Source organism: Rhodococcus sp. NPDC057135 (assembly GCF_042670865.1).
Classification (GTDB): domain Bacteria; phylum Actinomycetota; class Actinomycetes; order Mycobacteriales; family Mycobacteriaceae; genus Rhodococcus_F.
The window spans coordinates 354,684-379,613 of the sequence record NZ_JBHUUU010000004.1 but is presented as its reverse complement, the minus strand read 5'-3'; the positions used below and the strand labels follow the sequence as shown (position 1 = coordinate 379,613).

The 24,930-nt window shown below is 62.2% G+C and carries 22 protein-coding genes; 8 read left to right on the top strand and 14 right to left on the bottom strand.

The window, feature by feature from the left end:
- Positions 1-65: 65 nt before the first annotated feature.
- Positions 66-1,622, bottom strand: a complete 1,557-nt coding sequence (locus ACFT1A_RS09915) for an alpha/beta fold hydrolase (protein WP_378446831.1) — start codon at positions 1,620-1,622, stop codon at positions 66-68.
- A gap of 76 nt (positions 1,623-1,698) precedes the next feature.
- Positions 1,699-2,466 carry a MerR family transcriptional regulator gene (locus ACFT1A_RS09910; RefSeq protein WP_378446830.1) on the bottom strand — a complete coding sequence of 256 codons (768 nt, stop codon included), beginning with the start codon at positions 2,464-2,466 and terminating at the stop codon, positions 1,699-1,701.
- 174 nt (positions 2,467-2,640) lie between these two features.
- On the opposite strand from ACFT1A_RS09910, the gene ACFT1A_RS09905 reads away from it, so the two are divergent.
- Positions 2,641-3,588, top strand: coding sequence for a TauD/TfdA dioxygenase family protein (locus tag ACFT1A_RS09905; RefSeq protein ID WP_378446829.1), 948 nt, complete (start codon positions 2,641-2,643; stop codon positions 3,586-3,588).
- A gap of 26 nt (positions 3,589-3,614) precedes the next feature.
- Here ACFT1A_RS09905 and ACFT1A_RS09900 read toward each other — a convergent pair whose 3' ends face one another.
- Positions 3,615-3,995, bottom strand: coding sequence for a nitroreductase family deazaflavin-dependent oxidoreductase (locus tag ACFT1A_RS09900; protein ID WP_378446828.1), 381 nt, complete (start codon positions 3,993-3,995; stop codon positions 3,615-3,617).
- A gap of 109 nt (positions 3,996-4,104) precedes the next feature.
- On the opposite strand from ACFT1A_RS09900, the gene ACFT1A_RS09895 reads away from it, so the two are divergent.
- The 7 genes from ACFT1A_RS09895 to ACFT1A_RS09865 all read left to right on the top strand — a co-directional run bounded on the left by ACFT1A_RS09895 (position 4,105) and on the right by ACFT1A_RS09865 (position 11,054).
- Positions 4,105-4,779, top strand: coding sequence for a TetR/AcrR family transcriptional regulator (locus ACFT1A_RS09895; RefSeq protein ID WP_378446827.1), 675 nt, complete (start codon positions 4,105-4,107; stop codon positions 4,777-4,779).
- Positions 4,780-4,974: 195 nt separating this feature from the next.
- Complete coding sequence (locus ACFT1A_RS09890; RefSeq protein ID WP_378446826.1) at positions 4,975-6,447, top strand: aromatic amino acid ammonia-lyase; 1,473 nt, start codon at positions 4,975-4,977, stop codon at positions 6,445-6,447.
- A gap of 99 nt (positions 6,448-6,546) precedes the next feature.
- Positions 6,547-7,662: an ABC transporter ATP-binding protein gene (locus tag ACFT1A_RS09885; protein ID WP_378446825.1), complete on the top strand. Its 1,116-nt coding sequence runs from the start codon at positions 6,547-6,549 to the stop codon at positions 7,660-7,662.
- The gene (locus ACFT1A_RS09880) at positions 7,659-8,309 is read left to right on the top strand and encodes an ABC transporter permease (protein ID WP_378446824.1); all 651 of its coding nucleotides are present in this window, start codon (positions 7,659-7,661) and stop codon (positions 8,307-8,309) included. The genes ACFT1A_RS09885 and ACFT1A_RS09880 overlap by 4 nt, the downstream gene beginning before the upstream one ends.
- Positions 8,306-9,046 carry an ABC transporter permease gene (locus ACFT1A_RS09875; RefSeq protein WP_378446970.1) on the top strand — a complete coding sequence of 247 codons (741 nt, stop codon included), beginning with the start codon at positions 8,306-8,308 and terminating at the stop codon, positions 9,044-9,046. The genes ACFT1A_RS09880 and ACFT1A_RS09875 overlap by 4 nt, the downstream gene beginning before the upstream one ends.
- Before the next feature lie 11 nt (positions 9,047-9,057).
- Positions 9,058-9,966, top strand: a complete 909-nt coding sequence (locus ACFT1A_RS09870) for an ABC transporter substrate-binding protein (RefSeq protein WP_378446823.1) — start codon at positions 9,058-9,060, stop codon at positions 9,964-9,966.
- Between the two features lie 317 nt (positions 9,967-10,283).
- A complete protein-coding gene (locus tag ACFT1A_RS09865; protein WP_378446822.1) occupies positions 10,284-11,054 on the top strand; it encodes a hypothetical protein in 771 nt (256 codons plus the stop codon).
- Between the two features lie 22 nt (positions 11,055-11,076).
- Here the strand turns inward: ACFT1A_RS09865 and hutG are convergent, their stop codons facing one another.
- The 11 genes from hutG to ACFT1A_RS09810 all read right to left on the bottom strand — a co-directional run bounded on the left by hutG (position 11,077) and on the right by ACFT1A_RS09810 (position 24,709).
- The gene (hutG, locus tag ACFT1A_RS09860) at positions 11,077-12,045 is read right to left on the bottom strand and encodes a formimidoylglutamase (protein WP_378446821.1); all 969 of its coding nucleotides are present in this window, start codon (positions 12,043-12,045) and stop codon (positions 11,077-11,079) included.
- Positions 12,046-12,068: 23 nt separating this feature from the next.
- Positions 12,069-13,259 (bottom strand): imidazolonepropionase, encoded by a 1,191-nt coding sequence (hutI, locus tag ACFT1A_RS09855; protein WP_378446820.1) that lies wholly within the window; start codon positions 13,257-13,259, stop codon positions 12,069-12,071.
- Positions 13,260-13,296: 37 nt separating this feature from the next.
- The gene (gene hutU, locus ACFT1A_RS09850) at positions 13,297-14,970 is read right to left on the bottom strand and encodes a urocanate hydratase (protein WP_317552059.1); all 1,674 of its coding nucleotides are present in this window, start codon (positions 14,968-14,970) and stop codon (positions 13,297-13,299) included.
- 51 nt (positions 14,971-15,021) lie between these two features.
- A complete protein-coding gene (locus ACFT1A_RS09845) occupies positions 15,022-16,458 on the bottom strand; it encodes a purine-cytosine permease family protein (RefSeq protein WP_378446819.1) in 1,437 nt (478 codons plus the stop codon).
- A 202-nt stretch (positions 16,459-16,660) separates the two neighbouring features.
- A complete protein-coding gene (locus ACFT1A_RS09840; protein ID WP_378446818.1) occupies positions 16,661-18,025 on the bottom strand; it encodes an FAD-binding oxidoreductase in 1,365 nt (454 codons plus the stop codon).
- Between the two features lie 16 nt (positions 18,026-18,041).
- On the bottom strand, positions 18,042-19,115 hold the full coding sequence (locus ACFT1A_RS09835; RefSeq protein ID WP_378446817.1) for a histidinol-phosphate transaminase: 1,074 nt from the start codon (positions 19,113-19,115) through the stop codon (positions 18,042-18,044).
- Positions 19,112-20,692 (bottom strand): histidine ammonia-lyase, encoded by a 1,581-nt coding sequence (gene hutH, locus ACFT1A_RS09830; protein WP_378446816.1) that lies wholly within the window; start codon positions 20,690-20,692, stop codon positions 19,112-19,114. The genes ACFT1A_RS09835 and hutH overlap by 4 nt, the downstream gene beginning before the upstream one ends.
- 110 nt (positions 20,693-20,802) lie before the next feature.
- On the bottom strand, positions 20,803-21,594 hold the full coding sequence (locus tag ACFT1A_RS09825; RefSeq protein ID WP_378446815.1) for an IclR family transcriptional regulator: 792 nt from the start codon (positions 21,592-21,594) through the stop codon (positions 20,803-20,805).
- Positions 21,595-21,685: 91 nt separating this feature from the next.
- Entirely contained in the window at positions 21,686-22,348 is a 663-nt protein-coding gene (locus ACFT1A_RS09820; protein ID WP_317552053.1) for an IclR family transcriptional regulator, read from the bottom strand.
- A 37-nt stretch (positions 22,349-22,385) separates the two neighbouring features.
- Positions 22,386-23,528 (bottom strand): CaiB/BaiF CoA transferase family protein, encoded by a 1,143-nt coding sequence (locus tag ACFT1A_RS09815; RefSeq protein ID WP_378446814.1) that lies wholly within the window; start codon positions 23,526-23,528, stop codon positions 22,386-22,388.
- An 11-nt stretch (positions 23,529-23,539) separates the two neighbouring features.
- Complete coding sequence (locus ACFT1A_RS09810; protein WP_317552051.1) at positions 23,540-24,709, bottom strand: acyl-CoA dehydrogenase family protein; 1,170 nt, start codon at positions 24,707-24,709, stop codon at positions 23,540-23,542.
- Between the last annotated feature and the right edge of the window lie 221 nt (positions 24,710-24,930).

Genomic DNA, 24,930 nt, shown 5'->3' with positions numbered 1-24,930 from the left:
ATTGTCGAGGGGCAATCGCGCATCAGATCATGCAGGTGCTCCGGCGACGTGATCGCCGGAATTCGTCACGATTCGCACACCACGTCTTCTGCCGGCAGTGAGCCGTCGAGCAGATACGAGTTGACTGCGGCGTTAGCGCAAGTGTTCGCATAGCTGGGGAACACCGCATGGGTACGACCTGGAACTGTCACCAGCCGTGAACCTTTCATGGCCTCGTGCATACCAAGTCCTTCCTCGTACGTCGTGCGGGTGTCACCGGTTGCCTGGATCTGCAATGTCGGAACGGTGTTGTCGATGTCGATCCGCGTCGGGGGCTCACTGCGCCAGAACGCGCACGGCATGATCGTGTTGTGGGTGCCGGCAAAGATCGGCTGATCATCACGGTGCTCTTCCAACTTGTTGCGATACCACTGGGGATCACTCGGCATCGATACGTCGCCGCAGACGATGGCGATTGTTCCGGCATAGTCGGGGCCGGTACCCAGTTCGGTCTGGAACCACGCCTGCATCAGACCCGTCAGCTGGGGATGGATGTTCTCGACGGTCTTGCCGGACGCGAGATCGCGCAACTGGACCAATACCTGTGCGAATGCCTCACTTTCCTTCTCGGTGTCCCCGGTTCCGTTGACGTACATCAGGAATGGAAGGACATGATCGTCGACGGCGTAGTCACCGATCCGAATCGGAGTGGTGGCTGCGTCCGAGATCAGCTTCTCGATGAGGGCGCGAACGTCGGCGGGCGTCGATCCGAGCGCATAGGTGGAGTTGCGTTCCGCTGCCCACTGCGAGAATCCGTCGATCGCCTTCTCGTTGGCCGGGCCCATGTCCTGGAACATCTCGTATCCGTACTTCTTCGGGTCCGGTGCACTGTCGAGAACCACACGATCGATCCTGTCGGGGAACATCTGAGCGTAGGTCGCACCAAGATAGGTGCCGTACGACCACCCGAAGTACGACGCCTTCTCCTGGTCGAGGGCGCCGCGAATCACGTCGAGATCGCGGGCGATATTCTGAGTATTGATGTGCGGCAGATAGTCCGGGTACTTGTCCCAGCATTTGTCAGCGGCTTCACGTGCGAGCGCGACACTCTCGTTCCACCCTTCGTCCGTGGTACCCGGTGAACGCATCCATGACATCTGCTCGACGCCGCAGTCGATCGGCGTGCTCTTGCCGAGTCCCCGGGTGTCCATGCCGATGACGTCGTACGCCGCCGCGACCTCCGGTGTCATGCCCGCATTCAGAATCTCGGGCAAGCCCAGACCGCGGCCACCCGGGCCGCCAGGGTTGGTGAGCAGGATCCCGCGTTGCTGCGCTGGGTCCGTGGACGCGACCCGCGAGATCGCCACTTCGATTGTCTTCCCGTCAGGGGCAGAATAGTCCAAAGGCACTGTGACCATGGCGCAGTCACTTGCCGTTGACGTTCCGGTGTCTGTGGCGCATGGTCCCCATTCGACATCCTGGTCGTAGAACGCGCTGAGATTTGGTTGTGGATCTGTCTGCGGGGCAGTAGGTTCCGAACATGCAGCCAAGGCGGGTACGGCGAGTGCGGCAGCGGCGACTGTGAAAGCCAGCCATTTTCGCGGTCGAGGCATGCGTGTTCTGGGCATGATGGATCCAGTCATTGTCGTGTCCTTGTGTCGAGCCCGATTCGGGCAGCGTTGATCACCCCACTTCGAATGTGGGGGTTTATGAGGGGTTTCAGGGTCGAGATTGGCGGGCGGCGAACTCGGCCGCCACTGCCTTCGCGAATCTTTCCTGGGTGGCGGTTCGTCGATCCGCTTGGTGTTCGCGCAGTACCGCTACCAGACGAGTCGGTGAAGCACTCTCCGGTGCAGCCTGTTCAGGTAACACGCTCTCGGTGAAGTCGCAGAACTGAATGGCAAGGGCCGCAATCGTGTCCGCGTCCGCCGGGGCGTCGGCGAGGGCGTCCATGCGAGTGATCAATTCGATTGCCTGCTCGCGGTTCGGCTCGGCCAACGCTCGGTGATGTGCGCTCAGGAGTGAATCGCAGACCTCGGGATCGCCCCCGGAGACCGTGAGCGCGAGGATCAGAAGTTCGCGCTCGTTGTCGATCCATGCTGTCGGTGCTCCGGCCACGACGTACTGTGCGAGCACTTCTGAAAACGCATCGGGTAGTTCGGGATCGGCGTTGCGTCGTAGTGACTCGATGTGGGCACGTTGAACAGCGATCTGTTCGGCCTTGGTTGCCAATTCCTTGTCGAGGGCGTCGAGCGCGGACCGAGTGTCGTGAGCATCGCCGTCCAGGAGTTCGGCGATCTTGGCGACGGGGATCCCCAGATCGCGCAGACGACGGATCCGGCTCAGTCGTGCCAGGTCCACCGCCCGGTACATGCGGTAGCCGTTGGGTTGGCGTTGTGGTTCCTCGAGAAGCCCGTTCGAGTGGTAGTAGCGCACGGATCTGACTGTGGTGCCGGCCAAATTGGCCAGCTCGCCGATGGTCATCATCGTTCTGCCCTCCCGTGATCGAAGCGGTTTCCGTCTGTGGAAACCATTCTCCAACCCTGACGCGGCGTCAGGGTCAAGGTTCGAATGAAGAACGTGATCGTTGACACGTTAAGGACATAACCTTAACCTGGATTCTGTCCGTTGCGACATCGTCGATTTCGAGGAAGTGCCCTGATGGCTACCCTTTTTCCTGCGGCAACTATCTTTCCGATTCCCACCGATCCGCTTGCGGCCTACGGTCCACTCGTTGCTCGCCGGAATCCAGAGTCGGTTACCCCGGCGCCGTACGAACACTTTGTGGTCAAGGCGGTCACTCCGACGATCGGAGCGGAAATCTCCGGTATTCGACTCAGTGGGGACCTGTCCGATTCCGTGATTGCGGAACTTCGCCGGGCCCTCCTCGAATGGAAAGTCCTCTTCTTCCGAGATCAGGACCTCGGCCGAGCGGATCATCGAGCTTTTGCCGAGCGTTGGGGCGATCTCGAGCAGCATCCGTTCTTCAAGTACACGCAACCCGGGCAGACGGACGTCGATGTCACGACACTGGCCAAGGATGCGATGGTCGGCGGAGTCGAGAACAACTGGCACAACGACGTCACGTGGCACGAGTTTCCGTCGTTCGCAGCAGTGCTTCGTGCAGTCGAGGTGCCCGAGGTAGGTGGTGACACGTTGTGGGCGGATACTGCAGCCGCCTACGACCTACTCCCGGAAGGCATCAAGAAGCGTATCGACCCACTTGTTGCAGAACATGATTGGATCAATTCGTTCGGTAGGTCGATGCCGGCGGATGCGGTCGAGATGTTGCGTCCGAAGTTCCCCGCTGTGCAACATCCGGTGGTTCGGGTCATTCCCGAAAGCGGCAGGCGGGTGTTGTTCGTCAACATGACATTCACTCAACGGATCCTCGGTGTGTCAGAAGAGGAGTCGAACGAACTCCTCGCGATGTTGTACCGCCACGTCAACCGTCCGGAGTTTCAAGTCCGTCTCAAGTGGGAGCCGAATACCGTTGCCTTCTGGGACAATCGGACGTGCCAGCACTATGCTGCCAGCGACTACTTCCCCGCGAGACGCGTGATGGACCGAATCTCGATAGTCGGCGACAAGCCCGTAGGGGTCGTGTGAGTCGACTCTGGTGAGTTTCCTTATCGTCAGGCTCGAGTTTCTGTGACATCCATGCGGAGGTACTCGGTGATGCGGAGCAGTCTCGGGGGTTGGGATACGTCTGAGGAAAGTGCTTGAAATGCTTCGTCTTTCGCGACGAGACGCGGGGCGCTTAGGCTCACCTCCGTCTCGTCGACCGACAGTCGAGCGCTTCCCGCTTTCAGGACATTCTGTACCCAGTCCGAGTCCGATCCGTACACCAGGATGAAGACGTAGCCACCGTCGACCGGATGGGCGTCGAGAGGCGTGCGATACGTTGCGCCGGACGTGCGCCCGACGTGCGTCAGCACCGGCCACTTCCCGCTCGAGATTGCACGAGGATTGAACACTCGCTTGTTGACGTGTCCCCACCATCTCGGCATCGGCATTGTGATCTCCCTTCGCGAGAGCCTTACGGGCGTAAGGCAGGCTTACAGCTGTAAGGATGACTTACGCCTGTAAGGTTGTCAACGTATTCGTTCCTCGGAGGGGGTCTGTGTGTCACGACAGCAGCGGCAGCCGCTGAACAGGGCTCGCGTGCTCGAGGGTGCGATCCGCGTTGCCGACGCGGGTGGCGTCGAGGCCATCACGATGCGACGGGTGGCCCAGGAATTGGGCATCGAGGCGATGTCGCTCTATCACCACGTGCCGAACAAGGACGCGATTCTGGACGGCGTCGTCGACGCGGTGTTCGAGGCGATCGACCTACCCGACAGCGAGTGTGCGGATTGGCGAGATGCAATTCGTGGACGCGCGTCTTCCGCTCGCAGAGTCCTGTCGCAGCACCGTTGGGCTCTCGGGCTGCTGGATTCGCGACGCAACCCTGGCCCGGCGACGCTGCGTCACCTCGACGCTGTGCTCGGAGTTCTCCGGAAGGCCGGGTTCACGGTGCCGATGGCCGCTCACGGAGTCTCGCTGATCGACAGCTACATCGGCGGATATGTTCTCCAGGAGGCGAATCTACCGATCGGCGGGCCCGGCGGCGTCGAAGAAGTTGCGAGTGACATCCTCGAGCGCCTTCCGGCTGAAGAGTTGCCCTTCCTTCACGAGATGATCGTCGATCACGGTCTGAGTCCGGCTTACGACCACACGAGTGAGTTCGCCCACGGTCTCGATCTCATCCTCGATGCGCTGGAGGCGCGTCGAGGATCTGCGACACCGGTCCTCGAATAGCGACGATTTGTGTTCAGTTGCTCACTCCTACTGAGGTGACGCACGGTGTGTGCACGCGGATGAGCTGCAGTGTCCCTATTGACAGGTGGCTGTATATACAGGACTATACATTCATCAAAAGTGACCCAAGGCACATTGCGTAGATGATGTGATGCACGCCCGCGGTGGCCGAGTCCTTCGATCGATGGAGTTCTGATGACTGAACGTCTTCCTGCGGAAGACCAGACGGGAGACAACAGTGTCCTGCTCGACGGGAGGGGGCTCTCGGTTCATCGGGTGAATGAAATTGCTCGAGAGCCGGCCTTTATCAGACCTGCCGATGCCGCGCTCGAGCTCACTCGGCGGTCATGGGAGACCGCGGTTCGGGTTTCCTCTCGTCAGGCGGTGTACGGGCGCACTACCGGGGTAGGCGGGAATCGCGAAACATCCGTCTCCGACGGTGTGCAGCAGGATCTGAGGCTTCTGAGAAGTCACGCGACGGGATCGGGCCCCAGGCTCCCCGACCGGGTGGTGCGCGCCGCGATCGTCATCCGCACCAATCAGATCCTCAACGGCGGCTCAGGTATGCATCCCGACATCATCGGCGGTTTGGTTGCTGCTGTTGCTTCGCAGAACCTGCCGACAGTGCACGCACGCGGCGCGATCGGAACGGGTGACCTGAGTGCCTTCTCCGAAATCGCAATGGGGCTGATCGGTGAGAGCCCGCTTCGCGACGGACGCAGCGGAGTCAGTTGGACTCCGCACCACGGTGATGCACTTCCGTTCATCTCCACCAACGCGATGACGGTGGCGATCGCCGGCGACACCAGTATCGAAGTTGCGGGGTGGCTTCAGCACTGCTTGATTGTCAGCGTCCTTTCCGTGCTCGGGTCTCGGAGTTCTGTCGAACCGTTTGCTGCACAGGTGCAGTCGGCAAGAATGCACTTCGGTCAAGCGGAAGTCGCAGAGCGGGTTCGCGATCTGCTGGCACCACACGACATCACACCTGTGAGGGTTCAGGACTCGTTCGGGTTTCGCGCCCTACCGCAAATCTTGGGTGCCACCTGGCAAGCGGTGCATCGACTGCAGAACACGCTGACCATCGAGATGAATTCGGCTTCGGAGAATCCGCTGGTGTCGGTCGAAGACGACATGGTGTTCCACAACGGGAATTTCCACGCGATGCCGATCGCGCTCGCAGTAGACGAGGCGAAGTTGGCGGTCGCCAGTGCAGCCCTGCTCTCGCAATGTCGGCTCGCCAACCTCTCCGATCCTGCAGTCACCGGCCTGCGCGCGTTCCTTGCCGACGGTCCCGAAGGCAGCAGTGGAACCATGCTTCTCGAATACACGACTTCTGCTGCCATTGCCGAGATCCGCTCGTCGGCGGCACCGGGGTCGTTGGGCCACACGGTAATTTCGCGCGGAACCGAGGATCACGCAAGTTTTGCATCCCAAGCTGCAACCCAATTGGCGGACATTCTTGCCCAGTCTCGATTGGTGCTGGCGTGCGAACTGATCTCGGCAGTTCGCGCACTCTCGCAACAACAGCGTGAGCTGGATCCGGCGACCGAGCTTGGTGCGTACCTCGCGCGTGCGCGTTTGGTGCTGGATGCGAGGACCGAAGACCGGCCACTCAGTGCAGATCTGAGTGCTGCCGTGAACTTTCTTTCTCAACCGCTCGACCAGTGAGCAGGTGGACCGAATCACAAGTAGGTGTGTGCTCGAACAGAACTCGACCATTTCTCCTGGGTGCGTCCGGACTCAGGTCGACACGAAAGTAGTTCGTAAATGATCAAATTCGACAAGGTCACCAAGGCGTATCCAGACGGAACCATTGCCGTCGATGCTCTCGATCTGGAGTGCCCGACGGGAAAGATCACCGCATTGGTGGGTCCTTCCGGCTGCGGCAAGACGACCTCACTCCGCATGATCAACAGGCTGATCGAACCGACGTCAGGCACGATTTCGCTTGACGGTGAGTCAGCAGCGGGAATGGATCCGGCTCTCCTGCGTCGACGCATCGGGTACGTGATCCAGCACGCGGGTCTCTTTCCCCATCGCACCATCGTCGACAACATTGCGACGATGCCTCGATTGCTCGGCGCGAGTAAAAAGGAATCTCGAACTCGCGCTATGGAACTGCTCGAAACGGTTGGTCTGACAACCAACTTTGCCGACCGCTATCCGTGGCAGCTCTCCGGTGGACAACAACAGCGAGTCGGTGTCGCGCGAGCGTTGGCCGCGGACCCGTCATTCATGCTGATGGACGAACCGTTCAGCGCCGTGGATCCGGTCGTCCGTGGCCAACTGCAAGACGAGTTTCTCCGCCTGCAAAAGGAGATAGGAAAAACGATCATCATCGTCACCCACGACATCGACGAAGCCCTGAAACTCGGGGACCAAGTGGTGGTTCTGCGTACCGGAGGCATTCTTGCGCAGGCGGCGACACCCCTCGAGTTGCTGACTCAACCTGCCGACGAATTTGTAGCCGATTTCGTCGGGCGGGATCGTGGGTACCGATCGTTGGGATTCACGACTTTGGACGGCGAGCTGCCGACAGTTTCAGAACCCGTCGCACATCTGGGCGATTCCGCTGCGGCGGCCCGCGCACTCACAGGCGATACGTGGCTCTTGGTAGTGGACCCCGCGAACAAGCCGCTCGGGTGGGTGAAGCCGGACGCACTCACGGATCGAATTCGCCCGGACGACTTGAATCTCAGTGGAACACTTGCAGATTCCAAGGGCACGATGCGCGCTTTGCTGGACGCGGCGCTGTCAGCGCCGAGCAAGCGTGGCGTTGTTGTGGACGATGCCGGGCGGCTGGTGGGAACCGTCACCGCGCACGCTGCGGTGGAAGCCATCGAAGCCGCCGACCTGGCCGAGGCGGGGAGGGCACTCCGATGAACTTCGAATGGCTCGGACGCCAGTCCGATCGGATCATGGACCTGGTGGGTTGGCACATTCTTCTGTCGTTGATTCCCTTGGTGATCGGCTTGGTGGTCGCCTTGCCGATCGGCTGGGTCGCCTATCGCAGTCGCCGATTGCATCCCTACGTGGTGGGCACGGCTGGATTGCTCTACACGATCCCTTCGCTCGCGCTGTTCGTCCTCCTGCCTCCGATTCTCGGTACCAAGATTCTCGATCCGATGAACATCATCGTGGCGCTCACTGTGTACACCGTTGCCCTGCTCGTACGGGTAGTGGCCGATGCGCTCGATTCGGTTCCGCCGGAAACGGTTCTGGCGGCAACGGCGATGGGCTACCGGCCATACCAGACGCTGTTGAAAGTGCAGTTGCCGGTTGGAGTTCCGGTGATCTGCGCGGGTTTGCGCGTAGCAGTCGTCTCGAACGTCAGCCTTGTCTCACTCGGCGCACTTCTGGGGATCCCGCAGATTGGTTCGTTGTTCACTCAGGGATTTCAGTTGCGCTTCTACACGCCCATCATCGCGGGTATCGCTCTGTGCCTGGTGCTGGCGTTGATCCTTGATCTCCTCATCATGTTGGCGAATCGGTTGCTGACGCCGTGGACCCCGAAAGTGACTACATCATGATCAACTACCTTCTCGACGGATCCCACTGGACCGGGCCGGACGGCATCCCCACCCTTCTCGTGCAACATCTGATGTATACATTCGCTGCGCTGGCGGTGGCTGCGGTCATCGCGATCCCGCTCGGTCTCTACATCGGACACACCGGACGGGGATCCGTTGTGGTTGCTGGACTGGCAAACTCGCTGCGAGCGCTGCCGACCATCGGTCTGCTGATCCTGCTGGTTCTCATCATCGCGCCCTCCTTTCCGAACAAACTCGCGTACCTGATTCCCAGTCTCATCGTCCTGGTACTTCTCGCGATCCCTCCCATTCTCACCAATACGTATGCTGGTGTGCGAGCGGTCGATCAGGCTGCAGTCGATGCCGCGCGTGGGATGGGATTTCGGTCGATGCGGATCTTGACCGAGGTCGAAATTCCGTGCGCCCTGCCACTCATGTTGTCCGGCATCAGAAGTGCTGTTCTTCAGATCGTCTCCACCGCGACTGTCGCCGCGTACATCTCGTTGGGTGGACTCGGCCGGTTGCTGATCGACGGAAAGGCCCAGAGCGACTACGGCCAGATGGCGGCTGGAGCCGTATTGGTATCGCTGATCGCCCTGGTCTTCGATCTCGGAATCGGTGCACTGACCGCGCGAGTCGTTTCGCCCGGCATCACCAGGCGCGATCGGAAGAAGAAGACAGAGAAGACCGCCGCCCCATCACAGCGCACTGCTGTGCCTGCGCCCGCACCGATCTGAGGACATTCGAGATGAAGAAGGTATTGATCGCCGCGTTGGTCGGTGTGACAGCGGTTGCGTTGTCCGGCTGCGGAATCGGCAAGGACCCCTTGGCTGCGGACGGCGGTGGTAGTGCTGAGGGCGCCATAGTGATCGGATCCGCCGACTTTCCCGAGAGTCAACTGATTGCGACCATTTACGCCGAAGCGCTTCGTGCCAACGGTATCGACGTTACCGAGAAGTTGAACATCGGTAGTCGAGAACTCTACGTACCGGCATTGCGCGACGGTTCCATCGATCTGATTCCCGAGTATTCCGGCGCCTTGTTGCAATATCTGGACAGTAAGACAACGGCGACGGCGTCAGATGAAGTGTCCGCTGAAATCGATGCAAAATTGCCCAAGGGCCTGGTAGCTCTCGAGCCGTCACCCGCAGAGGACAAGGACGTACTTGCCGTCAAACAGGAGACAGCGGACAAGTATTCGCTGGAGACCATCGAGGATCTGGTGCAGTATGCCGACGAGTTGACGCTCGGCGGACCCCCGGAATGGAAGACGCGTGAAAACGGCGTTGCGGGGTTGAAGACCAAATACGGCCTGACTTTTCGGGAGTTCCTGGCGCTCGATGCAGGTGGGCCCCTGACACTCAACGCGCTTCTGAGCGGGCAGATACAGGTAGCCGATGTCTTCAGTACCGATCCTGCGATGCGCTCGGAAAACTTGGTCGCGCTCGAGGACACGAAGCACCTCTTTCTGGCCGAGAACATCACGCCGATCATCAACGAATTGAAGGCTCGCGATGACGTCCGCTCCGTGCTCGCGGGGGTTTCGGCGGCGCTGACCACCGAGGACCTCATCGAGATGAACCAGCGCGTCGCTGACCTCGACGACATGAGTGACATCGCTCAGGACTGGCTGCAGGAGAACTCCCTGGTGCCATGATCGAAGGCCCGGTGTTGTTCTCGTCGTCGGTCGAACAGACGATATCGGTAGGACGCGGGCCGGGGTAACGTCGCGAAGTCAGGCGTGCCTCGGCCTCGCGGGGAGCCGTTCAGACCAAGGATTTCCACATGCCGAGAAGCCGACCGCGCACACCCGTTGGACGAGTTCGGAACGACGCAGCCACTACAACCAGGGTTGTAGTGGCCGGCGTGTGCCTGGTGTTCTCGCTCGGTGCCTGTTCATCCGACAGTCGCGACAGCACAGACGAAACGTCATCGCCGGCGTCTGAACCGAGCACTGTTGTTTCGAGTAGTCCCGTGAGTGTATCGGCGGTGGCAGAAGCAAGTTCAGAGAAATTCGGTCCGCTCACGCTCGGTATGACACAAGCAGAAGTATTGTCGTCCTTGGGAGATCAAGCCGGAGCGGTTGCTCAATTCTCGAGTTGCACGGTGGTCCCGTTCACGATGCCTGGGGGCGCCGGACGGGCAATTCTCACCAGCGCGGGCGTCACCGTCATCGAATCACCGCCGGGAACGCTGACCGACCGCGGCGTTGGTGACGGCTCCACCGTCGCTCAGATCGAATCGGCTTACGGCAACGATCATTCGACAAGGATGATTCAGACTGAGTCAGGCCAATCGATCTTTGTCACCGCCGGTGATCCGAGTCAAGTCGGCAATGGCGACCCAGGAGGATTGATCGGCTTTTCGATTCACGACGGCACGGTCGGGCCTCCCGTGGTCGGTGGCGTCCCCGGCTTCGAGTACTGCTCGGGCAATTCGTCGACTTTGCCTTCACAATTGCCGACGGCGTCCACATCCGAGGGGTGCGGAACAATCACGTACCCCCAGACAGGAGCCATCGCCTCCATCGACAATCTGCAAGGCGGCATCAATTGTGAGGTGGCAATGGATGTCGCCGAAAGGTACCTGAACGACACGTCGCTCAGCCATGCCGGAAACACCTGGTCAGCGGAGTTCGACGGTTGGCTGTGCAGTGTCTTGACTGCAACCGCCAGCGAGGTCGAAGGACATAGTTTGGAGTGCTCGGACAGAACTCGTGGAATCAGTTTTCAGGCAGCCCCGTAGATTTGTTGGAGGCACGCCGAGGCTAGCGCTGAATCGGCACGTGCTTCGTGACTATGCGGTGGATCAGGCGAGCAGCCGTTCGGGCAGTGCGATTGTCGACGTCGAGGCTCGGGTTCAGTTCGGCGACATCGAGAACCGCGAGCTTGCCACTGGACGTGACTCGATCACAGACGTACTGGATGGTTTCGAGGCTGACTCCGTAGGCCGCAGGTGCGCTGACGCCCGGCGCCACAGCTGCAGGCAGGACGTCGAGGTCGATGGTCAGGTAGACCAGATCGACGTCGTCGAGGAAGTCTGCGAGGAACTGATCCACGACGCCTCGACCGATCGCTCCGCATTCTTCGTCGAGCAGATAGCGAACGCCAAGGCGGTGAGCAGTGTCGAACAGGGCAGTGGTGTTGCTCGGCTGGCTGATTCCGATCACGCTGTACTGATGCGAGGTGCCCGCCGATGCTTCGTCCTCGGCGATCTGACGAAAGGGTGTGCCGGAGCTGGGTATCGGGTCGCCCCGCAGGTCGAAGTGCGCGTCGAGATTGAGAATTCCGAGTTTGGCTCCGGCGGTACGCATCTCGGATCCTGCGACGCCGAGGTACGTGCCGTAGGCGATTTCGTGTCCTCCCCCGAGAACGACGGGGAAGTGTCCCGAATCGAGCGCAGCGCTGACGGCGTTTCCGAGTGCGGCTTGACCGGCCTCGAGCTCTTCACCCGACACGGCAACGGTTCCCGCGTCCTGAATCTGCAGCGGTTCGGCCAGCGCCATGGAGGCCAACCCCGCTCGCAAAGCGTCCGGGCCGTTTGCAGCACCGCGCCGTCCCTTGTTGCGCCGGACGCCTTCGTCGCTGGAGAAACCGATCAGGACGCAGTCGCCGGGCGCCTGGTCTACCGAATACGGTTGCACGGCATGGTGCCAACGCAAATGCTCGGCGGTGGTGCCGTCGGAGCGCCCCGTCCACGGCGTGGGTTCGATGTCGACTGCGATCTGATGTGCCACGACGGCCTCCCGGTGAGTGTATTTCAGTAGCTGGTGGCGAGTTCGCCGTTTTTCCAGACCTCGCGCACCAGCGGCACGCCCGGGCGGTAGGCGAGGTGGAGGTACGACGGTGCATCGAGCGCGATGGCGTCGGCACGTGTTCCGAGAGAAAGGGTTCCGACGTCGGAGCGCTGCAGAGCCCGGGCGCCTCCTGCAGTGGCTGCCCAGACTGCCTCAGCGGGCGTCATGTGCATGTCTCGCACCGCAATTGCGATACAGAACGGAAGGCTGGTGGTGTAGCAGGTGCCGGGGTTGCAGTCGGCGCCGAGAGCTACGGTGACTCCGGCGTCCAGCAGTGCGCGGGCGTCGGGGTACTTGTTGCGGGTGGAGAAGTCAGCACCTGGTAACAGTGTTGCGACGGTGGAACTCTGAGCCAAGGCGTCGATGTCCTCGGCGGTGACGTAGGTGACGTGGTCGACGGACGCGGCACCCATTTCGACGGCGAGCTGGACTCCTGGTCCTTCGCCGAGTTGGTTTCCGTGGACGCGGGGGATCAGTCCGGCGGCGACGCCTGCGCTCAGGACCGCGTGTGCCTGTTCGCGATTGAACGCACCGCGCTCGCAGAAGACGTCGATCCATTTCGCGTGTGGCGCACAGGCAGGGATCATCTCGTCGCACGCCATGGCGACGTAATCATCGGCGCGACCGGCATATTCGGGTGGTGGAACGTGGGCCGCCAGCAGTGTGACCTCGTCGGTGAACTGCCCGGCGATCATCGCGCTGCGTAGTTCGCTCTCGGTGTTCTGCCCGTACCCGGTCTTGCATTCGACGGTTGTGCTGCCCGAGCGCAGGGATTCGTCGAGTAGGCGTCGAACATTGGTCTGTAATTGTTCGTCGGTGGCCGAGCGTGTCGCTTCGATGGTGTTGCGGATGCCACCGGCAGCGTACTTTTCGCCCGCCATCCGAGCCGCGAATTCCTCGGCCCTCTCGCCACCGAACACCAAGTGCGAGTGGCTCTCCACGAAGCCGGGCAGGAGTGCCCGGCCGCCGATATCCTGACCGATATCGGCAGCCGGGGCGTCGGCGGAATCGCCGACCCAAGCAACAACGCCGTCGTCGAAGACGATTGCCGCGTCGTGTCGTACACCGAGCGTGCCCTCACCCAGAGTCGGGTCATTGGTGACGAGGGTTCCGATGTTGGTCAGAACTGTGGTTCGAGAACCATTCGTGGTCAATGTAATTCCTAAGTCAGGGTGAGGTGGTGGAGCTGGTTCAGTTCTCGGTCATCGGGATACGGACGCCGCGGGTGGCTGCGGTGTCGATGGCGTGGTCGTATCCTGCATCGGCATGCCGGATGACGCCCATACCGGGGTCGTTGGTGAGAACTGCTTCGAGCTTCTTGGCTGCGAGTTCGGTGCCGTCGGCGATGCACACCTGTCCTGCATGGATGGAGCGTCCCATACCGACTCCGCCACCCTGGTGAAGTGAAACCCATGAAGCGCCGGACGCGGTGTTGACCAGGGCGTTGAGCAGCGGCCAGTCGGCGATCGCGTCGGACCCGTCGATCATCGATTCGGTTTCGCGGTACGGCGAGGCGACCGATCCGGAGTCGAGGTGATCGCGGCCGATGGCGATCGGTGCGGACAGCTCGCCCGAGGCGACCATCTCGTTGAACTTGAGACCCGCGAGGTGACGCTCACCGTATCCGAGCCAGCAGATGCGAGCCGGAAGGCCCTCGAAGGCAACCTTTTCGCCTGCCATGGTGATCCAGCGGCGCAGGTGCTCGTTCTCGGGGAAGAGTTCGAGGATGGCCTTGTCGGTGGCCTCGATGTCCTTGGGATCACCGGAGAGTGCTGCCCAGCGGAAGGGGCCGAGGCCTTCTTCGAAGAGCGGGCGGATGTAGGCGGGAACGAATCCGGGGAAGTCGAAAGCGCGGTCGTAGCCGGCCTTGCGAGCCTCGTCGCGGATGGAGTTGCCGTAGTCGAACACCTCGGCGCCGGCATCCATGAATCCGACCATGGCCTTGACGTGTGCGGCCATCGCATTGCGGGAATCTTCGGTGAACTTCTGCGGATCCTTCTCCGACATGGTCTTCATGTCGGAGAAGTCGATGCCGATCGGCAGGTAGGCGAGGGGATCGTGCGCCGAGGTCTGGTCGGTCACGATGTCGATGGGGGCCTTCATCTCCAGCAGCGCCGGGAAGATCTCTGCCGCATTGCCTTCGAGGCCGATGGAGAGTGGCTTCTTCGCATCGCGTGCCGCGGTCGCCAATTCGAGCGCGTGCTCGATGCTGTCGGCCTTGGTGTCGAGATACTTGTGGGCGATACGACGGTCGATGCGGGTGATGTCGCAGTCGACGCAAATCGCGACGCCGTCGTTCATCGTGACGGCGAGAGGCTGAGCGCCGCCCATGCCGCCGAGACCCGCAGTGAGGGTGATCGTTCCGGCGAGCGATCCGTTGTAGCGCTTTTTCGCGATGGCGCCGAAGGTCTCGTACGTACCCTGCAGGATTCCCTGGGTGCCGATGTAAATCCAGGAGCCTGCGGTCATCTGGCCGTACATGGTCAGGCCGAGGTCTTCGAGACGGCGGAACTCTTCCCAGTTCGCCCAGTCACCGACCAGGTTGGAGTTGGCGATCAGCACTCGCGGTGCCCACTCGTTGGTGCGGAAAACACCGACCGGCTTGCCGGACTGGACGAGCATGGTCTCGTCGTTCTTCAGCGTCTTCAGCGTGGCGACCATGGCGTCGAAGGCAGCCCAACTACGTGCTGCGCGACCGGTTCCGCCGTAGACGACGAGGCTGTCCGGGTGCTCGGCAACATCGGGGTCGAGGTTGTTCATGAGCATGCGCAGGGCGCCCTCCTGCTGCCAACCGAGCGTCGTGAGCTCGGGGCCGCGGGGAGCACGGACGGGGCGCGGCTCGTGGCCGGGGGTGCTGATTTCCATTGTGTTCTCCTAGCTTGCTGAAGTTCGAGCTGTTCGAAAAGTGGTGGGGGATCAGACGCGAGAGTCGGTCATCGCGGTGTGATCGGGGTAGATCATCGACGCAGGCGGATTGCTGGTGCGCTTGGCGAGTGGGTAGTAGATCAGGCCGGTGAACACGATTCCGACGATCCAGGAGATGTCGGCGCCACCGAGCATGTCCGTGACGGGGCCGGTGTACAGCTTCTGCGCGAGGAACGGGATCTGGGCGAGAACGCCGGCGGCGTAGCAGGCCAGCGCGGTGAAGTTCCATGCGCCGTATCGACCGTTGACGTCGTACAGCGCCGGAATGTCGATGCGCTCCTTGGAGATCAGGTAGTAGTCGATCAGGTTGATCGCACTCCACGGCGTGAACACCATGAGCAACACCAGGACGAAGTTCTTGAAGTTGTCCAGGAAGTCGGCGCTGGCGGCGATCGCGATCAGTACCGAGATCGCAGTGAAACCGAGGATGTAGAGGGTGCGTGCGGTGCTCGAGATTCGTGACTGTCCGTTGAAGGCTGTGACGGTGGTCAGAATCGACATGAATCCGCCGTAGGCGTTGAGCACGTTCACCGTCAGCTTGCCGACCAGGATGACGAAGTAGATCAGGAAGGCGATGGCGGCCGGCCCGGCCAGGTCTCCCATGAAGCCGACCTGGTTACCCAGGAACGCATCGCCGGCGCAGGCCGCGACGAGGACGCCGAAGGTCATGGACCACTGCGATCCGATGACGCTGCCGAGGAACGTCGACCAGAAGGTGGTGCTCTCGGAGGTGCTGCGCGGCAGGTAACGCGAGTAATCGGCGACGTACGGGCCGAAGGTGAGCTGCCAACCGGCACCCAACGAGATCGCGAGCAGGAAGGTGACGATGTCGAAGCCCTTGATGCCGACGTATGAGGCGACGTCGTACTCGAGGAACAGTCGAACGGCCAGGTAGGAGAATCCGACGATGCCGACGACGGTCGCGACCTTGCCGACGATGTGGATGAGCTTGTAGCCGGTGACCGCGACGAATGCGGTGAGGAGGCCGAAGACGACGATGCCGACGGTGGGGCTGTCGATGTGCAGGATCTTGTTGACGGCTTGTCCGGCCAACACGGTGCCCGTGGCAGCGAAGCCGAGGTACATCAAAATGACGAGAACGAGCGGGACGACGGCTCCCTTGACACCGAACTGTGCGCGACTCGAGATCATCTGGGGGAGGCCCATGCGCGGACCCTGTGCGGAGTGCAGCGCCATGACAGCGCCACCGAAGATATTGCCGATCAGAAGTCCGACGATCGCCCAGATGGCGTCGGCGCCGAATACGACGGCGAGGGCACCGTCGACGATTGCAGTGATCTGCATGTTGGCGCCGAACCAGAGAGTGAACTGGCTGCGCGGGGTGCCGTGTCGTTCTGCATCCGGGACGACGTCGATAGTGCGTCGTTCCGGAGTGAGGATGACCTCGGCCGGTCCATCGTGAGTCATAGGCCTGTCTTTCTGCTGCGAGCCCGTCGAGCGACGGAATCGACGTCGGGGTATTGCCCACCTTCTTCGTGCTTTGTGCCTGTTGCTCGGCGCTCTGTGCGCTGGGTCACTGTCACTGCGGATAAATGTATATGCCTGTATATACAGGCGTCAATACCCGGAACCCGTTTTCACGTAAATGCTGTGTAACACCACTCGGGAATCAGAAACCCTTACCCGGGTTGAGGATTCCGAGCGGATCGAACGCGGCCTTGATTGATCGGTGCAGTTGCATGCTGTCCTCGCCGAGCTCGAGAGAGAGCCAGCGTCGCTTCAGAACTCCGACGCCGTGCTCGCCCGTCAGGGTTCCGCCGAGTTCGAGAGCGCGCCGGAAGACCTCGTCTGCGGCGGTCCACACGGCGTCGGGAACCGAGCCGTCGGGACTGCGGTCGAACACGAACGTCGGATGGACGTTGCCGTCACCGGCATGCGCGACCGTCATGATCTTCACCGAGTGCTCGGCCGCCGCCCGGTCGATACTTTCGAGCATGTCGGGCAGTTTCGACCGCGGAACTCCGACGTCTTCCACGAGGCATTGCCCGAGTCGTTCGGACGCGGGGTAGGCGAGCCGGCGGATCTCGAGTAGCTGCGCGGCTTCCGCTGCGTCTTGTGAGACGGCGACAAAATCTGCGCCGGCCTGCTCGAAGTGGTTCTCCATCGCTGCCGCTGCTGCGTCGGCGTCGACCCCGTCGGCCTGTGCGATCAGCATCGCGGCCGTGTTGTCTTCCAATCCGATTCGTTTCCAGTCGTCGACTGCGCGCAGAGTCGCTCGATCGATCAGCTCCAACAGACTCGGCCCGATCCCGTCACGAACGACAGCGGCAACTGCGTCCGCTGCCGAGCGGAGAGAATCGAAACTGCCGACGACGGTGACCGGTGCTCTCTTGGGCTTGGGCTGCAACTTGAGGGTGGCGCTCGTGACGACTCCGAGAGTTCCTTCCGAGCCGACGAGAAGACTGGTCAAGTCGTATCCCGCAACACCTTTGACGGTCCTTCGGCCCGTCCGCACGATCCGACCGTCGGCTAACACCACCTCGAGACCCAAGACAGAATCGCGGGTGACGCCGTACTTCACACATCGAAGTCCGCCGGCGTTGGTGGCGATGTTTCCACCGATCGTGGAGATCTCGAAACTGCTCGGATCGGGGGCGTACATCAGCCCGTACTCGTCTACCGCTCGACTGATGTCGGCGTTGATCACCCCGGCTTCCACGACAGCGAGCTGATCGTCCGGATTGACCTCGAGAATCGAGCGCATGCGAGTGGTCGAGATGACCAGGCAGCCCTCGACGGCTGTCGACCCGCCCGCCAAACCGGTTCCCGCGCCGCGAGTTACCACCGGGACCCGGTGAGCAGTAGCCCATTTCAGAGCCTCCGAGATGTCGACCGCAGTTTCGGCGAGCATGACGGCCGCCGGCTGGCCGGGTTCGGCGAGATGGGCCTCGTCGCGACGGTACGAGTCCATTACCGACGGGTCGGTGATCAGGCGACTCGAACCGATCGACCGAGCGAGTTCGTGGACGGACATTCTTATCTCCAGTCGGTCAAAGGTTGTGTGCGAGTGCGTCCACAGCGGCGATCACGGCGTCTTCTGCTGCCCGCTCGCCGACGGTGACCCGCACTCCCTCGCCGGGGAACATCCGGACCGAGACACCTTGCGCGACGCAGGCCGCTTCGAGTGCAGACGCTCTCTCGCCGAGGGGGATCCACACGAAGTTGGCGCCGCTCGGGACCGTCTCGACGCCGCGCAGAGTCAATTGCTCACGTAGGTGAGCGCGACCCGCAGTCACCGTTTCGACTATCGAATCGGTGTGCGCCGGATCGGTCAGGGCCGCGCAGGCCGCGGCCTCGGCAACTGCGCTGAGGCCGAAGGGCGGTGCAGCGCTGCGAAGATCGGCTGCGATCGCCGAGTTGGTGACGCCATAGCCGGCACGAAGTCCGGCCAATCCGTAAGCCTTGGAGAAGGTTCGGAAGACGACGATGTTGGGAAAGGTTCGAAGCAGGTCGACGCCGTCGACGTCGCTGGTCGCGAACTCCCGGTAGGCCTCGTCCAGGAGGATGAGGACATCGCTCGGGATTGCGCGGGCGAACGCGACGAACTCGGCGGTCGAGAACTCGCTACCGGTCGGATTATTGGGGTTGCAGACGAGTACCGCACGGGTCTGCGGGGTCACGGCTGCCGCCATTGCACTCAGATCGTGCCGATGTTCGGAATCGAGTGCGACGGGGACACCGCTCGCCCCGGCGATTCCGATCAGTATCGGGTACGCCTCGTAGCTGCGCCACGGGTAGACGACCTCGGTGCCCGGACCCGTGTACGCAGTCAATACCTGCTGGAGCAGTGCCAACGAACCGGCGCCGACCAATACCTGGTCGTCGCCGACGCCCAGGCGATCGCTCAACCGGGCGATCAGCGTGTCGCCGAACAACGACGGGTACAAGTGTGATTGTGACGCCGCGAGATTGACGGCGTCGAGAATTGCGGCCGAGGGTGCAACCGTCGACTCGTTGCTCGACGCCCGCCACCGAACCTGCTCGAGGCCGGCTGCTTTGGAGTATCGCGGAAGTGCTTCGATCTCGGGTCGAGGACGAGGCCTCAGCGCTCCGGGCGCGGTCATGCCAGGGCACCGATCGCGTTCTCCGCGGCGGCAACGAGTGCGCCGGACGCGGCCAAGTCCACTGCCGCCTCGATCTCGGGCGACAGGAAGCGATCGGTACCCGGTCCCTGCACCTTCTCGCGCAGGGTTCGGAGTACTGCTCCGGTGGCGGGGGAGGGCTCGAGAGGGGAGCGCAAATCGATTCCTCGTGCTGCAGTGAGTATCTCGATCGCAAGTACCCGGGTGAGACCGTCGATGGACCGGCGGAGCTTGCGTGCACCCGACCATCCCATGGAGACGTGATCTTCCTGCATGGCCGAGGAGGGAATCGAATCGACACTGGCGGGGCTCGCGAGTCGCTTGAGTTCGGACACGATGGCAGCTTGCGTGTACTGCGCGATCATCAGTCCGCTGTCCACTCCGGGATCGTCAGCGAGGAAGGGGGTAAGACCGTGATTGCGTGCTACGTCGAGGAATCGGTCGGTGCGGCGTTCGCTGATACCGGCGACGTCCGCGGTCACGATGGCGAGGAAGTCCAAGACGTAAGCCACGGGAGCTCCGTGGAAGTTGCCGTTCGAACGAACCCTTCCGTCGAGAGTGACGACGGGATTGTCGACAGCACTGGCCAATTCGCGTCCGGCGACGAGGCGGGCGTGATCGACGGTGTCGCGTGCGCCGCCGGCGACCTGCGGGGCACAGCGAAGTGAATACGCGTCCTGAACTCGGGTGCAGTCAGGGCCCGCGTGGCTGGCGACGATCGGGGAGTCGGCAAGCAAGCGCACCATGTTCGAGGCCGCCGCGCCCTGCCCGGGGTGGGGACGAAGAGCCTGAAGATCGGCGGCGAATACCTGATCGGTGCCGAGCAGACCTTCGACGCTCATCGCGGCCGCGATGTCGGCCAACTTGAGCAGATGATCGAGATCGGTGATCGCGAGGGCCAGTTGGCCGAGCATCCCGTCGGTGCCGTTGATCAGTGCGAGGCCTTCCTTCTCAGCCAGGACCACCGGTTCGAGGCCATGGGCAGCCAATGCCGTTGCCGCATCGGTGAGTTCACCGTCCGCGGTGCGGACGGAACCTTCTCCGATGATCGCCATCGCCACGTGTGCCAGTGGCGCCAGATCTCCCGAGCATCCGAGGCTGCCGTATTCGTGGACCACCGGGGTGATGCCTGCAGTGAGTAGGTCGGCGTACGCCTGTGCGACTACAGGGCGCACTCCGGTCCGTCCGGTGGCGAGCGTCGACAGACGCAGGAGCATCAAGGCCCGAATCACTTCGCGTTCGACTTCCGGGCCCGAACCTGCCGCGTGTGAGCGGATCAGGCTGCGCTGCAACTGCGTCCGCAGATGCGCCGGGATGTGGCGGGTGGCAAGTGCGCCGAATCCCGTGGAAACTCCGTAGACCGGCGTGGGGTCTGCAGCCAGGGCCTCGATGCGTGCGCGACTTTCGGCGATCGCGGCCAGTGAGTCCGCGGTCAATGCGACGCCGTGACCGTTGCGCGCGACGTCGACGACGTCGGCGATGGTGACAGCGCCGATTCCGACCTCGATGGTTCGGGTGGCTGTCCGGGTGGCTGTCCGGGTGGCGGGGGTGGCGTTCATGGGACTCCAATGATGATGCGATGGCTGTCTAATAAAGTCTTGTATACGAGACTCTAGTCTTGAATATGAGACGAAAACAAGACCCGAGAAGGCCGGAACGGAGAAATTTGTTACATGTCGGCGGGCGGAGTCTCCACCATTCGATCGCCGAGATCGGCGGAGAACTCGGCGCTGACCGTGCGTACTCGGTCGGCGATCAGTGCACTCTCCTCGGCGGATTTGGAGCCGGAGAGGAAGGTGACGCCGAGAGCTGCGACCGGACGGCCGTCCCGCGTGATCACAGGACTGGCGATGCAATTGATCCCGGATGTCGTCGCATTTTCTTCGACCGCATACCCGCTCTCGCGCGCTGCGGCGAGCAGTTCTCGCAGTTCGGGGAGCGTCGACGGTCCCGTTCCGGTCCGCGTCGGCCAGGTGTATCCCTCGTAGAGCGCGCTGATCTGTTCTGCATCCAGACGGCTCAGAATCGCCCGCCCGACTGCGGTGAGGTGAGCCGGAAGGCGGGTCCCGATTTCGGTCACCAACCGCACGCCCGGCTTGAGCGGTTCACGTTTGTCGAGGTAGATGACATCGGAACCTTGAAGTACCGCCAGATGGGACGTCTCATCCGTCGACTGAGTAAGGGCCAGCATGAATCGTTGGCCCTCGCGGTGCAGTGGGCCGGAGCGCATGTACGACGCACCGACTTCGAACGCCGAGACACCCAGGGTCCAGGCGCGTTGATCAGCCCAGTACGAGACGAACCGTCGATCTCGCATGACGTTGAGAAGATGATGCGTCGTACTCTTCGGCAGGTCGAGGGCGCTGGAGATTTCCGCGGTCGCCAGCGGCACACCCCGACGAGCCAGGAGATCGAGCACGTCGAGCACACGCTCAGCGGATTTCACGCGGCTCGTGCTCATGGGGGTATGTCCTTACAGGTAGGTCGGAAGGCGGAGCGGGGGAATCACATTGTCTCGGATACGAGACTGGATCGCCAAGTGCTCGGGGCGGTTAGTGAGTCTGGCTGCCTAGTTCAGCGGACAACCGGGCGCAGTGCTCCACCAAGACGCGGCCGTGGCTGGCGCAGACCTCGTCCGTCAGACGGAAGGTCGGGCCGACCACGCTGAGCGCGCCCGCAATCTGACCGACTGCGTTGTAGATCGGCGCTGCAACTCCGGTCGAGTGATCCTCGATGGTGTCGTGGGCGATGGCGTACCCGCTCTCACCTACCTTGCCGCTCAACGCTGCGCCGACGGCGGTGCCGTCCAGGGGAACGCTCTGGCCAACCCAACCCATGTGACGGATAGCGTGTGTGCCCTCGATCTGATCGAGATACAGCGCAGTGTCTTTCGGTCCCATCGTCGACAGATAGGTCGACTCCCTCGTGGTTTCGGCGATGGCCTTCATCGCGGGCCGGGCCCTCGGCAACAGTTGATTGTCGCCGAGAGCGCGAGCCCCGATCTGCAATAGCCGCGGGCCGACGCGATAGACGTTGTCCTCGCCGCGGACGACGAACTCGGTTTGTTCGAGGCTTCTGATCAGGCGAAGCGCGGTACTGGTTGCCAGATCGGTCGCCTTGGCGGCGTCGCCGAGCGTCAACCCGCCGTGCTCGACGATCGCACCGAGAAGTTCGAACGTGCGATTCGCGCTGCGGGTCACGTCGCCGGGGGCCATGTCCTACTCCAAGTGCCGAGGGATGTCTGCGCTGAATCTATCGCGAGCCCGGCAGCACCTCACCGTGGTGCTCGTCCAGCAGGGGGCTGCGGCGAACCTGCGGGCGTCGGCTCTCACCGAACACGACGGGTTGCCGTACGTAGGAGATCTTTCCTGCTACCGGGTGCTCGAACGATTCGACGACCCCCCGATACTCGGCCTGCGCGGAGGTGAGTGCCTGCTCGACGTCCCAGATCTCCGAGCCGGCGAGGCCCGCGTCGCCGAGAATGCCGACCACGCCGGCGACGGTCTTTCCGGCAGCCCAGTTTTCGATCTCCTTACGCAACGCCGGCTCGTTCTCGGTCCGGGCGGTGTCGTCGGCAAAACGAGGATCTGCGATCAGGTCGACGCGATTCATCGTCTGCGCCAATTTCTCGAAGCCCGATTGGCTCGCAACCGCGAGGACAAAGAGTCCGTCGTCGGCCTTGTAGGTGTCGAAGGGTGTGGAGACCGGATGTCGGTTGCCGACGCGTGGGGGAGTGAGCCCGGTGGACTGCAGCTGGCTGTGCGCTGTCGGCAGCATGGCGAGCATGCTGTCGAACATCGCGACGTCCAGGTGCTGCCCGAGTCCGGTCGCCTGTGCGCTCAACAGGGCGGTGCTGATTCCCCAGGCAGCGAACAGCCCGGCGACCAGGTCTCCGAACGACTCACCCAACCGGGTCGGCCCGGATTCTTCCGAACCGGTGATGCTCATGATTCCCGAAAGAGCTTGGACTACAAGATCGTAGGCGGCGGCTCCGGACATCGGTCCGTCCTGTCCGAAACCGGAGATGGACGCGTACACGATCCGCGGATTGCGAGCCCGCGCAGCCTGGTAGTCGATTCCCAGGCGCTTGGTGACACCCGGGCGAAAGTTTTCGACGACGACGTCCGCGGTCTCGATGAGCGTCAGCAGCGCCTCACGGTCCTCCTCGTTCTTGAGGTTGAGCGCCACCGAACGCTTGCCGCGATTGAGCACGTTGAAGTAGATGCTCTCGCCGTCGCGGAACGGGCCGAGGTGCCGAGAGTCTTCACCGTGTTCGGATTCGATCTTGACGACGTCTGCGCCGGCATCGGAAAGCAGTGCGGTGCAGTAAGGCCCGGCGAGGACACGTGAGAGGTCGATGACCCGGATGCCGTCGAGTGGGGGAAGTGCAGTCATGTCCGCGCCTTTCAGAATTCGGTGGAACGCGGCGACGGAGCATTGCCGGCAATGGTGAGCAATTGGATCTGCGAGGTGCCCTCGAAGATGCGGAGAATGCGGCAATCGCGGTACAGGCGTTCGATTTCCGATTCGCGCATGAAACCTGCGCCACCGTGGATCTGCACGGTTTGATCGACGATCGAGAAGCAGGCTTCGGTAGCGACGTACTTCGAAATCGATGCGGCGCGGCGGATGTCCTGGCCGGCGTCCTTGACGTCGGCGGCCCAGTCGGCGGTGACGCGTGATGCGACAAGTTGCGCGTCGCAGCCACCGAGGAGTAGCTGGATTGCCTGGAAGTCGAAGATCGGCGTGCCGAACTGCTTTCGCTCCGTTGCGTACTCGCGTCCCAATTCCCAAGCGCGCAACGCGATGCCGTTTGCCATTGCCGCCACGTCGATGCGCGCGCGGTTCAGGGCGGTCAAGGCGATGTTGCCGCCGCGACCTTCGGTGCCGATCACGGAGTCGAGCGGCAGAACGACGTCGTCGAGGTAGACGGTGTATGTCGGAGCCGAACGAATTCCCATCTTGTCCTGCGGCTCCGAGTAGCTGATTCCCGGAGTTCCCTTGGGGACGACGAAGGCGGTGATGCCTCGGAATCCTGCGCTCGGGTCCGTCTTGGCGAAGAGCACGACCAGGTCGGCTTCCTTGGCGTTGGAGATGTACGTCTTGGATCCGGAGAGATGCCAGCCGTCGTCCTCGCGTCGGGCGACGGTACGCATCGAGGCGATGTCGGAGCCGGCATCGGGTTCGGTGAGTGCGAAGCCTGCCAGCAGTTCGCCCGAGGCGAGCTGGGGCAACCAGCGCAGCTTCTGTTCTTCGGACCCGCCGACGAGAATCGGCTCGAGGCCCAGGTAGTGGGCGGTGTAGATCGATGCCAGCGCGGCGTCGGTGCGTGCAACTTCTTCGATGGCGACCAGTTGGGTTCGTGTCGACAGACCCAGTCCGCCGAATTCCTCCGGCACGGAAATGCCCATGAGGTCCTGCTGCCCGAGGCGTTCGACCAACCGTGCCGGGAACTCTTTGGACTCGTCGCGTGCGGCTGCTCCTGGGTGGATCTCGGCGTTGGCGAAGGCTCGGACGGTACTGCGGAACTCTGCGAGATCAACGCTGTCGATGTCGTGCGCGGTCTGGGTGGTCACGGGGGCTCCTTCGAAGCGAGGCGTTTGCGAATTTCATCTAATGAAATCTAATTGCCACTAGTTGGCATAACTGACTATGGCCGAGGGTGGCGAATTTGTCCAGGGGTGAAGCTGTTGTGTCGCGGCTCACGTTCTGCAATGATCAACTTGTCTAAGCCTGTATAGACAAGTTGATCGCGGATGGAACCCACTACCAGTCGGAAGCAGCGTGGCTTTCGGCG